The following is a 15,632-nucleotide window of genomic DNA, read 5'->3' as shown; positions in this document are numbered from 1 at the left end:
TACGAAGTAAGCCGGAACAGGTTGTCTTTAGGAAACGAATATCCCGATTGGGCCTGTGTTTCCTAAACAAGCTCTGTCTTGTACAAGGTTTGCACCTTGAAAACCGGATCCGAAACGATCCACTTCGCGTCATGAAGTGTTTGCTCGCGCAGTGTGCTCAACCAAAGCAAATGCTTCCGAAGAGCCTGGCTGCGCAAGGCTGTAGGATAAGCCCTCGACCGATTAGTACAGGTCAGCTACACGTATTGCTACGCTTCGACCTCCTGCCTATCTACCTCGTCGTCTCCAAGGGGTCTTACCACTTGCGTGTGGGAAATCTCATCTTGAGGGGGGCTTCACGCTTAGATGCTTTCAGCGTTTATCCCTTCCGCACGTAGCTACCCAGCGATGCTCCTGGCGGAACAACTGGTACACCAGCGGTACGTCCATCCCGGTCCTCTCGTACTAAGGACAGCTCCTCTCAAATTTCCAACGCCCACGACAGATAGGGACCGAACTGTCTCACGACGTTCTGAACCCAGCTCGCGTACCGCTTTAATGGGCGAACAGCCCAACCCTTGGGACCTACTTCAGCCCCAGGATGCGATGAGCCGACATCGAGGTGCCAAACCTCCCCGTCGATGTGGACTCTTGGGGGAGATAAGCCTGTTATCCCCAGGGTAGCTTTTATCCGTTGAGCGATGGCCCTTCCATGCGGTACCACCGGATCACTAAGCCCGACTTTCGTCCCTGCTCGACCTGTCCGTCTCGCAGTCAAGCTCCCTTATGCCTTTACACGCTGCGAATGATTTCCAACCATTCTGAGGGAACCTTTGGGCGCCTCCGTTACATTTTAGGAGGCGACCGCCCCAGTCAAACTGCCCGCCTGACACGGTCCCTGTACCGGATGACGGTACGAGGTTAGAACTAGCATGCGATCAGGGTGGTATCCCAACGGCGCCTCCCCCGAAGCTGGCGCTCCGAGATCCAAGGCTCCCACCTATGCTGTACAAATCGCACCCCAGTCCAATATCAAGCTGCAGTAAAGCTCCATGGGGTCTTTCCGTCTTGTCGCGGGTAACCTGCATCTTCACAGGTATTAAAATTTCACCGGATCTCTCGTTGAGACAGCGCCCAAGTCGTTACGCCATTCGTGCGGGTCAGAATTTACCTGACAAGGAATTTCGCTACCTTAGGACCGTTATAGTTACGGCCGCCGTTTACTGGGGCTTCAATTCAGAGCTTCGCGTTGCCGCTAACCCCTCCTCTTAACCTTCCAGCACCGGGCAGGCGTCAGCCCGTATACTTCGCCTTGCGGCTTCGCACAGACCTGTGTTTTTGCTAAACAGTCGCTTGGGCCTTTTCACTGCGGCCCCCTCGTGCTATTCACACTACCGGGGCACCCCTTCTCCCGAAGTTACGGGGTCATTTTGCCGAGTTCCTTAACGAGAGTTCTTCCGCGCGCCTTAGAATACTCTTCCCACCCACCTGTGTCGGTTTGCGGTACGGGCGCCTTCACCTGGCTAGAAGCTTTTCTTGGCAGTGTGAGCCCAGGACCTTCGCTACTGTAATTTTCGCTCCCCATCGCAACTTGTTCTTAGAGCCGGCGGATTTGCCTACCGACCAAACTTGTTACTTGGACGGACATATCCATCAGTCCGCGTCCCTTCCCTCCTGCGTCACTCCATTGCTCGTAACGGTTTACGGCGGTACAGGAATATCCACCTGTTGTCCATCGACTACGCCTTTCGGCCTCGCCTTAGGTCCCGACTAACCCTGAGCGGACGAGCCTTCCTCAGGAATCCTTGGGTTTTCGGCGGATCAGATTCTCACTGATCTTTTCGTTACTCATACCGGCATTCTCACTTGAATACAGTCCAGCGCTCTTTCCAGTACACCTTCAATCCGTATTCAACGCTCCCCTACCCCTGATGCACAAGGCATCAAGCCATGGTTTCGGTGGTGTGTTTAGCCCCGTTACATTTTCGGCGCAGAGTCACTCGACCAGTGAGCTATTACGCACTCTTTAAATGGTGGCTGCTTCTAAGCCAACATCCTGGTTGTCTGGGCAACTCCACATCCTTTCCCACTTAACACACACTTGGGGACCTTAACCGATGGTCTGGGCTGTTTCCCTTTTGACAATGGATCTTAGCACTCACTGTCTGACTCCCGGATATAAGTTGATGGCATTCGGAGTTTGACTGGACTTGGTAACCCTTGGCGGGCCCCGCACCCAATCAGTGCTCTACCTCCACAACTCTCAATCCGAGGCTAGCCCTAAAGCTATTTCGGGAGAACCAGCTATCTCCGGGTTCGATTGGAATTTCTCCGCTACCCCCACCTCATCCCCGCACTTTTCAACGTACGTGGGTTCGGGCCTCCAGTGCGTGTTACCGCACCTTCACCCTGGACAGGGGTAGATCACCCGGTTTCGGGTCTACACCTACATACTAAAGTCGCCCTATTCAGACTCGCTTTCGCTGCGGCTCCGGCTTCTCACCTTAACCTTGCATGTAAACGTAACTCGCCGGTTCATTCTACAAAAGGCACGCCATCACCCCTTAATTGGGCTCTGACTTTTTGTAAGCGCACGGTTTCAGGTTCTATTTCACTCCTCTTCCGAGGTCCTTTTCACCTTTCCCTCACGGTACTGCTTCGCTATCGGTCACCAGGGAGTATTTAGCCTTGGCAGATGGTCCTGCCGGATTCATACGGGGTTTCACGTGCCCCGCACTACTCGGGATCCGTCTCGGAGAGAGCTTGCTTTCGGCTACAGGGCTATCACCTGCTGTGGCGGGTCGTTCCAAACCTCTTCGCCTACCAAACTCCTTTGTAACTCCATGTGAGACGTCCCACAACCCCAGAGAGCAAGCTCTCTGGTTTGGGCTGTTCCGCGTTCGCTCGCCGCTACTGACGGAATCACTATTGTTTTCTCTTCCTCGGGGTACTTAGATGTTTCAGTTCCCCCGGTCTGCCTCTGCCGAGCTATGAATTCACTCGATCAGTAACTGGGTATGAGTCCAGCTGGGTTCCCCCATTCGGAAATCTCCGGATCAACGCTCACTTACAGCTCCCCGAAGCACTATCGCGGTTCGTCGCGTCCTTCGTCGGCTCCTGGTGCCTAGGCATCCACCGTGCGCTCTTACTTGCTTAACCAAACTTCATTTGGAACTACGTCTTCGTAAGAAGAATAGTCCAGACGCGAAGTTTTTCGTTTCGGTATCCAGTTTTCAAGGAACAACTTTTGGGTGCATCACTTCGTGTGGATCAAAAGTTGTTCTCGCGTTAAGCGAAAATCTCTTGACCTTCCCAAGTGAATCCAAAAGGAATTGAAAGAGTTCCCTCTCTCAAAACTGAACAGTGAGTTAGAGTGTTTCTATTTTTTATCTCCCTAGAAAAGCGGGACTGAATGTCTCCGTTGCAGGAAACGATTCTCCATAGAAAGGAGGTGATCCAGCCGCACCTTCCGATACGGCTACCTTGTTACGACTTCACCCCAATCATCTATCCCACCTTCGGCGGCTGGCTCCTTGCGGTTACCTCACCGACTTCGGGTGTTATAAACTCTCGTGGTGTGACGGGCGGTGTGTACAAGACCCGGGAACGTATTCACCGCGGCATGCTGATCCGCGATTACTAGCAATTCCGACTTCATGCAGGCGAGTTGCAGCCTGCAATCCGAACTGAGACCGGCTTTCTGGGATTGGCTCCACCTCGCGGCTTCGCGACCCTCTGTACCGGCCATTGTAGTACGTGTGTAGCCCAGGTCATAAGGGGCATGATGATTTGACGTCATCCCCGCCTTCCTCCGGTTTGTCACCGGCAGTCACTCTAGAGTGCCCATCTTAAAATGCTGGCAACTAAAGTCAAGGGTTGCGCTCGTTGCGGGACTTAACCCAACATCTCACGACACGAGCTGACGACAACCATGCACCACCTGTCTGGCATGTCCCGAAGGAAAAGCTTATCTCTAAGCCGGTCATGCCGATGTCAAGACCTGGTAAGGTTCTTCGCGTTGCTTCGAATTAAACCACATACTCCACTGCTTGTGCGGGTCCCCGTCAATTCCTTTGAGTTTCAGTCTTGCGACCGTACTCCCCAGGCGGAGTGCTTAATGCGTTAACTTCGGCACCCAGGGTATCGAAACCCCGAACACCTAGCACTCATCGTTTACAGCGTGGACTACCAGGGTATCTAATCCTGTTTGCTCCCCACGCTTTCGCGCCTCAGCGTCAGTTATAGGCCAGAAAGTCGCCTTCGCCACTGGTGTTCCTCCACATCTCTACGCATTTCACCGCTACACGTGGAATTCCACTTTCCTCTCCTACACTCAAGCGGGCCAGTTTCGGATGCGAATCGGGGTTGAGCCCCGATCTTAAACATCCGACTTAACCCGCCGCCTGCACGCGCTTTACGCCCAATAATTCCGGACAACGCTTGCCCCCTACGTATTACCGCGGCTGCTGGCACGTAGTTAGCCGGGGCTTTCTTCTCAGGTACCGTCACTCCGGGTGCAGTTACTCACCCGGACGTTCTTCCCTGGCAACAGAGCTTTACGATCCGAAAACCTTCATCACTCACGCGGCATTGCTCCATCAGGCTTTCGCCCATTGTGGAAGATTCCCTACTGCTGCCTCCCGTAGGAGTCTGGGCCGTGTCTCAGTCCCAGTGTGGCCGTTCACCCTCTCAGGTCGGCTACGCATCGTCGCCTTGGTGAGCCATTACCCCACCAACTAGCTAATGCGCCGCAGGCCCATCTCTCAGTGACAGCTTGCGCCGTCTTTCCTCATTCTCCGATGCCGGAAAATGATGTATCCGGTATTAGCATCCGTTTCCGGAAGTTATCCCAGGCTAAAAGGCAGGTTGCCTACGTGTTACTCACCCGTCCGCCGCTAACTGTCAGAGAAGCAAGCTTCTCATCCAATCCGCTCGACTTGCATGTATTAGGCATGCCGCCAGCGTTCGTCCTGAGCCAGGATCAAACTCTCCATTAAGGTGCAACCTCTGTTGCACCCGCGACTCCGATTAGAGACCCCATAGGGCCTGGATTCGGATAAAGCGGATGGTCTTGAAGTTGACTTGTCAAGAAAGCACCATGTGCTCGTTCTAGCTAGACGCTGGAACTGCAAATCGCTTTGCCCAAAGGGGTCAGCAATTTTCGTTCCGGCTGGCGGGAACTAAAGTTCCCTATATTCACTCTAAACCGTCTTAGGCTTCAAGATTCAGATCCGAAGATCAAACCCCTTCGCTAAGCGCGGTTCCTCGAATCACTTGGCCCGGCTGGGTTCCATGATTCTCGTTACTCACTGTTCAGTTTTCAAAGAACAAACTCACAATCTACTGAGATCTTACTCTGTCCAATCACCGTCACGCTCTCTCGAAATTCCGTCAAGCAAACACTTGCTCGGCGACTAGATTTATATCTTATCACCTGCTTGCTAAGTACGCAACCCCTTTTTCAAACTTTTTTCTCGTTTTTTGCTTCGACCTTTATCTTCCTTATGATGTTCGAACTTATTCGGCAGGTTTGTCGCCAGCGAAGAAGTACAAAAAACGATCTTGAGTTATAATGATACAAAAGGTGAGTTGGGCGCCGCAAACGAAGTGTACATCTATTAATAAGCTTTAGCTTCATAAATGAAACGCTTTCTTTTTAACCTTATTACATATTTTTCAATTTACCAAAGGAGGCTTCCATGTTTAAGTCCGACCGCTTCGCTCGAATAAGCTTACATATTATTTTCGTTCTTGTCATCCTTTTTCTTTTAACGCAGATTCCGGGTATCCTGGCTCCTCTCAAAGCGGCTTTCAGCTTAATCTTTTTTCCTATAGTGATGTCTTTATTCCTCTACTATTTGTTCAGGCCGATCATTCGCAGGCTGAATAAATGGCATATTGTGCGTCCCTGGTCAATTCTGCTGCTTTATGCGGCTGCGGTAAGCATCTTTGCCGGATTCGCGATTTGGGTATGGCCGATTCTGCGTTCGCAGTTTGTGAACTTCAACAGCAATCTGCCGCAGTTGGCCCAGAACTTCTCCAATCAGCTTCAAAGACTGATGCTGCATTTGCAGGAACAAGAAATCTGGGGCACGCCGATCAACGATATCGATGTCGGGATCGATCTGCCGCAGCAGCTGTCGGGCTATCTGGAAAACTTCATCAATTCCGCTACAAATTCGCTTAGCAGTGCTTTTTCCGTGGTCGCTTGGGTATTTCTCGTCGTCTCGGTCGTTCCGATGATTCTGTATTTCATGTTAAAAGATGATCGAAAAGGCTATGCGTTCCTGCTGAAAACCGTTCCTGTCAAATATCGGCCTACTTTCCGCCAGATGGCGATGGCTATTGACGGCGCGCTGAGCGGCTTTATCGTAGGGAGAGTGATGTTGGCGACGTGCGTCGGCGTATTCGACCTGATCGGCTTTTTGATTATCGGCATTCCGTATCCGCTGCTGCTTGTGCTGTTCATTATCCTGACGGACATGATCCCTTATATCGGCGTGTATCTGGGTGCGATTCCGGTCGTGATCGTCGGCTTTATCGATTCTCCCGCTTCGGTTATCTGGATCATTCTCGTTATCGTATTGGGGCAAATGCTGCGCAACAATCTGCTGTCTCCGGTCATTTACGGATCGGCGCTCGATATTCATCCGTTGACTACGGTGTTCCTGCTGCTCAGCGGCGGAGCGATCGGAGGATTTATCGCCATTCTAATCGTGATTCCTTCTTATATGGTCGTCAAAATTATTACCGTTCACCTGTATCGATACTATCGCGGTACGAAGAAAGCACGTCCGGACCTGTCCTGATCCTCGGCCTTCCCGTCGTCTTCCTTCTATATAACTAAAAAGATACAGCACCCTGCACAACAAAAAAAGCCCTTCTCGAACGTAACGTTCGAAAAGGGCTTTTCTGTATGCCTTGTGTCCAGGCAGGACGTAGGCTTAGCTCTCGATCAGGAGCGATTCCGGATCTTCAAGCAGTTCTTTGACTTTGACGAGGAAGCGAACCGCTTCCGAACCGTCGATGATGCGGTGATCGTAAGAAAGCGCCACGTACATCATCGGGCGATTCTCCATCCGTTCCGCGTCGATCGCAACCGGACGCAGCTGAATCTTGTGCATGCCCAGAATGCCGACCTGCGGCGCGTTGAGGATTGGCGTAGACAGCAGGGAGCCGAAGACACCGCCGTTCGTAATCGTGAACGTGCCTCCTTGCAGATCGGACAACGCAAGCTGGTTGTCACGCGCTTTGGTAGCCAGGCCCGCGATCGATTTCTCGATTTCGGCAAAGCCAAGTCGATCCGCGTCGCGTACGACCGGCACGACAAGTCCTTCTTTGGCAGATACGGCAATGCCGATATCATAAAATTTCTTGTAGACCACTTCATCGCCGTCGATCTCCGCGTTCACGGCAGGGAACGCTTTGAGAGCGCCGACTACCGCTTTGGTGAAGAACGACATGAAGCCGAGATTCACATCGAATTTTTGTTTGAACGCGTCTTTGCGACGTTTGCGCACGTCGAGGATCGCGGTCATGTCCACTTCGTTGAACGTCGTCAGCATCGCGGCGTTGTGCTGGGCTTCGACGAGGCGGGTAGCGATCGTCTGACGGCGGCGCGACATGCGCTGGCGCTCGATCGGCTTCAGCGGATCATTGGCCGCGGGTGCCGAGGCTGCTTTGGGCGCGGCGGCCGGTTTCGGGGCCGGCGCGCTCGGCGGCTGAGGCGCCGACGGATTCTGGGCGGCCGTGCCGCCTTCGGCGAACGATTTCACGTCGCCGGCATAGACGCGGCCGATCGGGTCGGCGCTCGGCACGCTGCCGAGCTCGACGCCGCGTTCGCGTGCAAGCTTGCGCGCGCCCGGGGAAGCTTTGGCCGAGGCGTCGCCGCTTTCCGCAGGAGGCGGGCTGACTGCCTCCGCGGCTTTGGGGCTGGTCGCCAGCGAAGCGGACGGAGCGGCCGCTTCCGGCGTCGGTGCGGCGGAAGCTGTCTCTTCGCCGATCGGAGCCGAAGCGGTGCCCGTCGTCGAAGATGCGCCGTCGTCCGTACGGATACGGCCGATGACTTCGCCGACTTGAACGGTGTCGCCTTCTTGGCGCAGCAGCGTTTCGAGCAGACCGCTCGATTCTGCGCTTACTTCCAGGTTGACCTTGTCTGTCTCGAGCTCCAGCAGTACGTCGCCCTGCTGTACGGCATCTCCTTCAGCCACGGTCCAGCGCAAAATGGTGCCTTCGGTGACGGACTCTCCCATTTCCGGTACTTTAATGTCGCTCACAGCGCTACCTCCCCAAACTCATTTGATTTTTTTTGGATGAATTTTGGCCCAGGGCCGTTTGGATGATCTTTTGCTGTTCGAAAGTATGGATGTGCTGGTAGCCGCTTGCCGGACTGGAACGTTCCGGTCTTCCCGTGTACGTCACTTCGATTCCTTTTGGAGCGACGGCCCGGATATTCGGTTCGATATAGCGCCAGGCGCCCATGTTATGCGGTTCTTCCTGAACCCAGTAGATCTCTTCCAGGTTCGGGAATCGCTCCAGGAAAGCGGACACTTCCCGTGCCGGGAACGGATACAGCTGCTCGACTCTGACGATGTGCAGCCAGCTCCAGTCGGCTTCCGGATCTTTCTCGATCGCGTCTTCGAGTTCGACCGCGATCTTGCCGCCTGTCAGCAGCACCCGTGTTACACGATCAGGCGCTTCGCCGAGGCCGCGCTGTTCCACAGTCGCATGGAACACACCGTCCGTGAACTCGACGGCCGGCGAAGCGACGCGCGGATTGCGGATGAGGCTTTTCGGCGACATGACGATCAGCGGCTTGGCATCTTCGCGGTTCGTCATGGCCGCTTGTCTGCGCAGCAGGTGGAAATACTGCGCCGCACTCGTAAGCGTCACGATGGTGCAGTTGTTCTCGCCGGCCAGCTGCAGATAACGTTCCAGTCTCGCGCTGGAGTGCTCCGGTCCCTGCCCTTCGTAACCGTGCGGGAGCAGCATGACCAGACTCGACTTCTGCGCCCATTTGGAACGTCCCGGCAGGACGAATTGGTCGATCAGGACCTGGCCCGCATTGGCGAAATCGCCGTATTGGGCTTCCCAGATTACCATCGTCTGCGGCGAATAGACGTTATAGCCGTATTCGAAGCCGATAACCGAAGCTTCGGAAAGCGGGCTGTTATGGATAGCGAACGAAGCGTTCGCTTCCGGCAGCACGTGCAGCGGACAGAACGTCTCGCCGGTCTTGGCATCGTGGAGCACGAGATTGCGATGCGCGAACGTCGCGCGTTCCACGTCCTGGCCGCTGATGCGGATCGGCGTGCCGTCGGACAGAATCGTCGCGAACGCCAGCGTCTCGGCTTGGCCCCAGTCCACTTTCTCGCCTTCGTCGAGCGTCGTCAGACGGCGCTGCAAAATGCGTTCAAGCTTCGGATACGTATTGAACGTGTCCGGGCGCTTGAGCAGATTTTCGTTGATCGAGCGCAGCTTGCCGAGTTCCACGGCCGTACCGACAGATTCGAGCGGCGTCTCGTCGATGCTGGAAGCGAACGGGAACGGATGGCTCTCGCCCTGCTTGCCGCTCTTCATCTCTTCGTACTCGCGCTTGAATACGTCGTTGATCTTGCCGCGCAGCTCTGCCAATCCGTCTGCCCCAATCACACCGCTTTCATGCAATTTTTTTGCAAAAACGGTCGCAGCCGTGTCGTGTTCCCGAACCTTTTTGTACACGAGCGGTTGGGTCGTTTCGGGATCGTCCGTCTCGTTATGACCGTATCGGCGGTAGCCGACCAGGTCGATCACGAAATCTTTTTTGAACGTCATGCGGTATTCGCACGCCAGGCGCGCCGCCGCGATGCAGGCATCCGGATCGTCCGCGTTCACGTGCACGATCGGGATTTCGTAGCCTTTGGCCAAGTCGCTCGCGTAGTGCGTAGAACGGGAATCGCCGCTTTCGGTCGTGAAACCGAGTCGGTTGTTGGCGATAATATGTACCGTTCCGCCATTCTGGTAACCCGGAAGCTGGTTGAAGTTGAGCGTCTCCGCTACAACGCCTTCGCCCGGGAAAGCCGCGTCGCCGTGCACGAGGATCGAAGCCGCGGCGTTTGTATTCTGCTTCGGATAACCGGGTACGCTCCGGTCTTCCTGGGCTGCACGCGCAAAACCTTCGACAACCGGATCGACGTACTCCAGGTGACTCGGGTTGTTCGCGAGCGTCAGGCGCGTCTTGCCCTGGTCGCCAATCGCCCTTTTCTCACCCAAATGGTATTTGACGTCTCCGGTCCAACCGAAGTTGATGCCCATCGAGCCTTCCGACGGCATGACGTCTTTGTTCGGCGCATGATGGAACTCCGAGAAAATGCGGCCGTACGGCTTGCCCAGCACGTGCGCGAGCACGTTCAGACGTCCGCGGTGGGCCATGCCCATCAGGACGTGTTCCGCTCCCGCTTCGGAGAAGCCGTGTACGAGCTCGTCCATGACCGGCACGAGCATATCGATGCCTTCGATAGAAAACCGTTTCTGGCCGACGAACGTCTTATGCAGGAACTCTTCGAACTGTTCGACCTGCACGAGGCGCTCAAGCAGCGTCTTGCGTTCTTCCGGGGACAATTCCTTGGCGGAATGCTGGCGTTCTTCGGCCTGCTGATTCAGCCAATCGCGTTCTTTCTCGTCGTGCACATGGGAAAACTCATACGCGGTCGTGCCGGTATAAATCTCCCGCAGCCTGCGGATCGCGTCCAGTCCGTTCGAAACGTCCTGCGGGGCGTCGTCCCAGATCAGCGAAGCCGGCAGCCAAGCCAGATCCTGTTCGGTGAGACCGACTTCCTGCGGTTCGAGGAACGAGACTTTGGGTTTCTCGTCAAGTCCGATCGGATCGATATCCGCGGCCAAATGGCCGTAAGTGCGAATGTTCCATACCAGCTTGCTTGCTGCAACCGCTTTCTTTAATGATTGCGAATCAAAGCCCGTTTGACTGGTTTCGGCAGAGGCCGAAAGTCCCAAAGCGCGATGCTGAGGCGGTGCGCCGAAGCGTTCGAACAACTCCCGATAGGAAGGTTCCACCGATTCCGGATTCTCCTGATAACGTTCGTACTGCTCCTGTACGTATCCGAGATTCGGACCGTAATACTTTTCCCATGGCTCGTGCGTGCTCGAAAACTGTTTCGCCATCGCTGCCACCCTCCGTATTATGTTTGCAAAAGCCGATTCAAATGCCGGTAAAATACTTTTTACGAATTAGTGAACAAAATGTTTACTCTTCGATTGTAACGCTTTTTGCTAGCAAGTTCAATTTGTTTGGCAAGTTCCTTGCTAATTTTTTGGTACATCTCGCTCCGCCATGTAAGCGTTCGCTATTGCAGCGGCAATCGACGCTCCGGTCATCCGAAAAACCGCGCGGTCAATCTTTGCGCGCGGCATCGGCTGCCCGAACGTCGACGGCTAGGGTTGGGCTTCAGGCCTCTTTCTCTTTTGCCTGAATTACTTGCTTTTGGAAGATTTCCCGTCTCTTTCCCGGTGCAGTTCCGGCAGCAGATTTTGAAGTTCCGGTACCGGCGGCGGGAATTCGAGATCCAGCTCTTCAAGCGTATCGACCGCGATTTGCAGCACCGCGAGATCCCGTATCGCCCGATCGTCGGCGGGAACGACGTGCCACGGCAGCTTTTTGCTCGCACATTCCGTCAATACGTCTTCGTAGCAGGCCTGATACTTGTCCCAATGTTTGCGTTCGGAAAGGTCGCTGGGATCGAACTTCCAGTTTTTATGCGGATTTTCGATACGGGCGATCAATTTGTCGAGCTGGAATTTTTTCGAAATATGCAAAAAGATTTTTACGACGGTTACGCCGTTTTCCATCAGCATCTTCTCGAAGTTGTTGATCTGCCCGAACCGCTTGCGCGCGCGCTTGTCTTCGATCGTTCCGTGCACGCGGCTGATCAGCACGTCTTCATAATACGAACGGTTGAACGCTCCGATATAGCCGAGTTCCGGCACATGGCGATGCGCTCTCCATAAGTAGTCGTGGCCCAGTTCCTCGTCGGTCGGCGCTTTGAAGCTGTGCGTCCGTACGCCCTGCGGATTGACCTGAGAAAAAACGTGGTTGATCGTGCCGTCCTTGCCGCTGCAGTCCATGCCCTGAAACACGAACAGGACGGCTCGGCTGCGCGAAGAAAATAATTTTTCCTGCAAATGTTCGAGCCGGCGGCTCAATTTTTTCTTTTTGGCTTCGATCTCTTCGTCGCCCGGACGTTCGTCCGCCCGGTAATCCGTATCGATCCGATCCAACCGTACCTGATCTCCCGTACATCGCTGCGTATTCAATTTCATCGCTCGCTGTCACTCCTTCGCCGGGCCTAATGCCCATTTTCTATAAATACCCTTCCGCTCCCCGGTTTAAATCTTCGGGCTGTTTTCTATGTGTATTCTCTCTAATATTTGTCTGTTTTTCGCGAGAAAGGTTTCAATGAAAAAACCCGTGGTAATATCTTGTCAAGCGAAAAATTGTACAGAATATTGATCAAGACCCAATCAAGCGAAATCAAGATCAAATACACGTAGGAAAGGAGACACGGTCATGTTCTTAAAAAAAGATTGCTTCTGCGGGCACTGCTTCCGGACTTTCCAGTGCACGGGCGCTTTCGGCCCGGACGGAGCACGTTACATCAGTGGACCGGTCGCCTGGATGAAGCTGGTCTCCAAAGAGCCCGGCAAGCTGCTGCTGGAAGGCAGCACCACATGCATAGCGTGCACGAATCCGCACCGGTTTCTGGTGGAATACGACTGCGCCGAAGACCGCTACGTCGAGATCGGCATGCCGGAAGAGCAGCCTGCTTTTGCGGCAGGGCTGTCCAACGCGTGGAACGAACCTTCCTCGTACGGCGGCGGGTATGCGCGTTAGAGGCGGATAAGCGAGTTAAAGTCGGAAGCCGAAGTTTTACAAAAACTTTTTACGAGCGGAGCAAAGCGGGAAAAGCCCCGCTTTTTTTATCGACCGCGTTGCATATTTATTCTTATTGTTGTATATTTAGTTAAACATAAATTTGCAGAGTTCAGAACTCTTCATATATAGAAGGCAGCTCAAGGAGGGAATCGGCATGAAAGCCAGACTTATTTTGGAAGACGGCACGCTGTTCACGGGAAGTTCTTTTGGAAGCGACCAGCAAATGACGGGCGAGATCGTATTCAACACAGGCATTACCGGCTATCAGGAGGTGCTCTCCGACCCTTCCTACTGCGGCCAGATCGTGACGATGACCCAGCCGCTGATCGGCAATTACGGCATCAACCGTGAAGACTTTGAAGCGGTGCGTCCGTGGATTCACGGCTTTGTCGTTCGCCGCTACGAGAACGCGCCGAGCAACTGGCGTTCCGATTCGGACCTCGGCTCGATGCTGAAGGAATACGACATTCCGGGCATCGCGGATATCGATACGCGGATGCTGACGCGCCGATTGCGCAATCACGGCACGCTGCGCGGCTTGATCACGACGGGTACGGCAAGCCCGGAAGAGCTGCTGGAGCAGCTGCAGGCGTCCGCCGTGACCCGCGATCAGGTGAGCCGGGTATCGACGCCGCGTCCGTACCGCGTTCCGGGCACCAAGCAGCGTATCGTCGTCATCGACTACGGCAGCAAAGCGGGCATCGTCCGCGAGCTGGGCGAACGCGGCTGCGACGTGGTCGTCGTGCCGCATGCGGCCAACGTGGCGGACATCCGCCGGTTCAATCCCGACGGCGTGCTGCTGTCGAACGGCCCCGGCGATCCCAAAGACGTGCCGGAAGCGATCGAGACGGTCCGCCAACTGATCGGCCAGCTGCCGCTGTTCGGCATCTGCCTCGGCCACCAGCTGTTCGCTCTCGCTTCGGGCGCCGATACGACCAAGCTGAAGTTCGGGCACCGCGGAGCGAACCATCCGGTCAAAGACCTGGCGGCGAACCGCTGCCTGATCACGTCGCAGAACCACAGCTATTCGGTGCTGGAAGACAGCCTCGCGCAGACGGACCTGGTTCTGACGCATATCAACAACAACGACGGCAGCGTGGAAGGACTGAAGCACAAAAGCGCGCCCGCGTTCTCCGTTCAGTTCCACCCGGAAGCCGCTCCGGGACCGACCGACAGCAATCTGCTGTTCGACCAGTTCCTCGATATGGTCGACGCATTCAAAGCGGAGCGCGCTCCGTTCCGTTCTTCGGTCGCCCAGGCGAAAGAGAGCGCTACCGGCGAAACGGCGGGCACGCCGGCTCCGAAGCGTACGGCAGGCACTGCGGCCGAACGTCATGCCAAACGCCAACAAGCGGACGGCGCGACTTCTCCGCTGGAGAAAGTGCTCACTCCGTCCGCTTACTGACGTCAGTCTGTCCTCAGTCCGTCATTCTTCGTCCATCCAGTTCCGGCTCCGCCGCTCTGTCCGATCCCGCTTGCCGTTTCCGGCCGAGCGGCCGGAGGAAGAGCGGCTTTTTTCTTTGCGTTCGAGAAACGCCAGTTCGCGCTGCGTCTTGCCGTAGCCGATCAGGCGCCCGGCATCGAGTTCGCCGGATGCCGCGGCCGCCTGCACGGCGCAGCCTTCTTCGCGCTTATGGGTACAATCGCGGAACCGGCAGCGCTGCGCCAGCGCTTCGATATCGGCGAATGTGCCGGACAAGCCGTCTTCCTCGCCTTCCCACGGCTGCAGCTCGCGCATGCCCGGCGTGTCGATCAGCACGCCGCCTCCCGGCATCGGCACCATCTGCCGATGCGTCGTCGTATGCCGCCCGCGGCTGTCGTCTTCGCGGATGCCGCCCGTGCGCAGCCAGTCGCCTCCTGCCAGGCGGTTCGTCAGCGTCGATTTGCCGCAGCCGGACGTGCCGGTCAGCGCGCAGCTCCGGCCGCCCGCAAAGTAAGCGGCCACTTCGGCTATCCCTTCGCCGGTTTGGGCGCTGACGACGTGAATCGGTACGCCGGGAGCGACCGCCGACACTTCGGCCAACGCGCGCGCCCGAAACTCGGCCGTGCACAAATCCGCTTTGCTCAGCAGGATGACCGGCTGCGTGCCCGAGTTCCAGGCCATGATCAAATAGCGTTCGAGCCGGCGCACGTTCAGATCGAAATTGAGCGACGTCACGACAAACAGCGTATCGACGTTCGCGGCGATGATCTGTTCCCGGACGGGAGCGCCGGCGGCTTTGCGGGAAATCTTGCCGCGTCTGGGCAGCACGCCGTGAATACGTACCCGGCGCTCGCCGGGCAGCGGTTCGGCGGCGAGCCAGTCGCCGACGGCGGGCAGATCGGCTTCGCCCTGCGTCATATGGCGCAGTCGTCCGCTGTTCTCGGCCGTCCATTCGCCGTCGGCGGTCGCGACCTTGAACTGCTGGCCGAAATCGGCCGTCATTCGGACAGGAATCCAGCCGGCCGCGTCGAATCCGGCGGACTTCCAGGCTTCGTTCCAATCGGCATCCCAGCCGTGCGAAAACGGAAATCCGAAGTCGGCCGCTTCCGCCCTTTCTTCGGCTTGCGCCGCCGGATTGTTCAAACTTTCGAGCGTTGATTCGTTCGTCGATTCGTTTATCGGTTTTTGCGTTTTTTTATACATGGAAGCCTCCGGAAAATGGGATTTGGGTGGGTCTTGCGGCACCTCCGACTCTCCCAAGCTCCGGCATGCCCGAAAAAAGGGCGCAAAAAAGCCGGGGAG

General features: G+C 55.7%; 7 protein-coding genes and 2 rRNA genes. 3 read left to right on the top strand and 6 right to left on the bottom strand.

The window, feature by feature from the left end; translation table 11 throughout:
• Window positions 1-202: 202 nt before the first annotated feature.
• Together FFV09_RS20070 and FFV09_RS20065 are read right to left on the bottom strand one after the other, a co-directional pair.
• Window positions 203-3,138 (bottom strand): 23S ribosomal RNA (locus FFV09_RS20070).
• 285 nt (window positions 3,139-3,423) lie between these two features.
• Window positions 3,424-4,976: ribosomal RNA gene (locus FFV09_RS20065) — 16S ribosomal RNA — on the bottom strand.
• Together the 16S and 23S rRNA genes form the textbook arrangement of a ribosomal RNA operon.
• Before the next feature lie 702 nt (window positions 4,977-5,678).
• On the opposite strand from FFV09_RS20065, the gene FFV09_RS20060 reads away from it, so the two are divergent.
• On the top strand, window positions 5,679-6,788 hold the full coding sequence (locus FFV09_RS20060) for an AI-2E family transporter (protein ID WP_141449486.1): 1,110 nt from the start codon (window positions 5,679-5,681) through the stop codon (window positions 6,786-6,788).
• 135 nt (window positions 6,789-6,923) lie between these two features.
• Here the strand turns inward: FFV09_RS20060 and odhB are convergent, their stop codons facing one another.
• The 3 genes from odhB to FFV09_RS20045 form a co-directional block, all read right to left on the bottom strand.
• A complete protein-coding gene (gene odhB / locus FFV09_RS20055; RefSeq protein ID WP_141449485.1) occupies window positions 6,924-8,255 on the bottom strand; it encodes a 2-oxoglutarate dehydrogenase complex dihydrolipoyllysine-residue succinyltransferase in 1,332 nt (443 codons plus the stop codon).
• A 4-nt stretch (window positions 8,256-8,259) separates the two neighbouring features.
• Window positions 8,260-11,139, bottom strand: a complete 2,880-nt coding sequence (locus FFV09_RS20050) for a 2-oxoglutarate dehydrogenase E1 component (RefSeq protein ID WP_141449484.1) — start codon at window positions 11,137-11,139, stop codon at window positions 8,260-8,262.
• 309 nt (window positions 11,140-11,448) lie between these two features.
• The gene (locus FFV09_RS20045) at window positions 11,449-12,294 is read right to left on the bottom strand and encodes a PPK2 family polyphosphate kinase (RefSeq protein ID WP_141449483.1); all 846 of its coding nucleotides are present in this window, start codon (window positions 12,292-12,294) and stop codon (window positions 11,449-11,451) included.
• Between the two features lie 247 nt (window positions 12,295-12,541).
• Between FFV09_RS20045 and FFV09_RS20040 the strand changes: the two genes are divergently transcribed.
• A complete protein-coding gene (locus tag FFV09_RS20040) occupies window positions 12,542-12,865 on the top strand; it encodes a hypothetical protein (protein WP_141449482.1) in 324 nt (107 codons plus the stop codon).
• Window positions 12,866-13,061: 196 nt separating this feature from the next.
• Window positions 13,062-14,312, top strand: a complete 1,251-nt coding sequence (locus FFV09_RS20035) for a carbamoyl phosphate synthase small subunit (RefSeq protein WP_141449481.1) — start codon at window positions 13,062-13,064, stop codon at window positions 14,310-14,312.
• Between the two features lie 21 nt (window positions 14,313-14,333).
• Here FFV09_RS20035 and rsgA read toward each other — a convergent pair whose 3' ends face one another.
• Window positions 14,334-15,533, bottom strand: a complete 1,200-nt coding sequence (rsgA, locus tag FFV09_RS20030; RefSeq protein ID WP_246098391.1) for a ribosome small subunit-dependent GTPase A — start codon at window positions 15,531-15,533, stop codon at window positions 14,334-14,336.
• Between the last annotated feature and the right edge of the window lie 99 nt (window positions 15,534-15,632).

This window comes from Saccharibacillus brassicae (assembly GCF_006542275.1).
In the GTDB taxonomy this organism is placed as follows: Bacteria; Bacillota; Bacilli; order Paenibacillales; family Paenibacillaceae; genus Saccharibacillus; species Saccharibacillus brassicae.
This window is presented reverse-complemented; position numbering and strand designations above follow the sequence as displayed.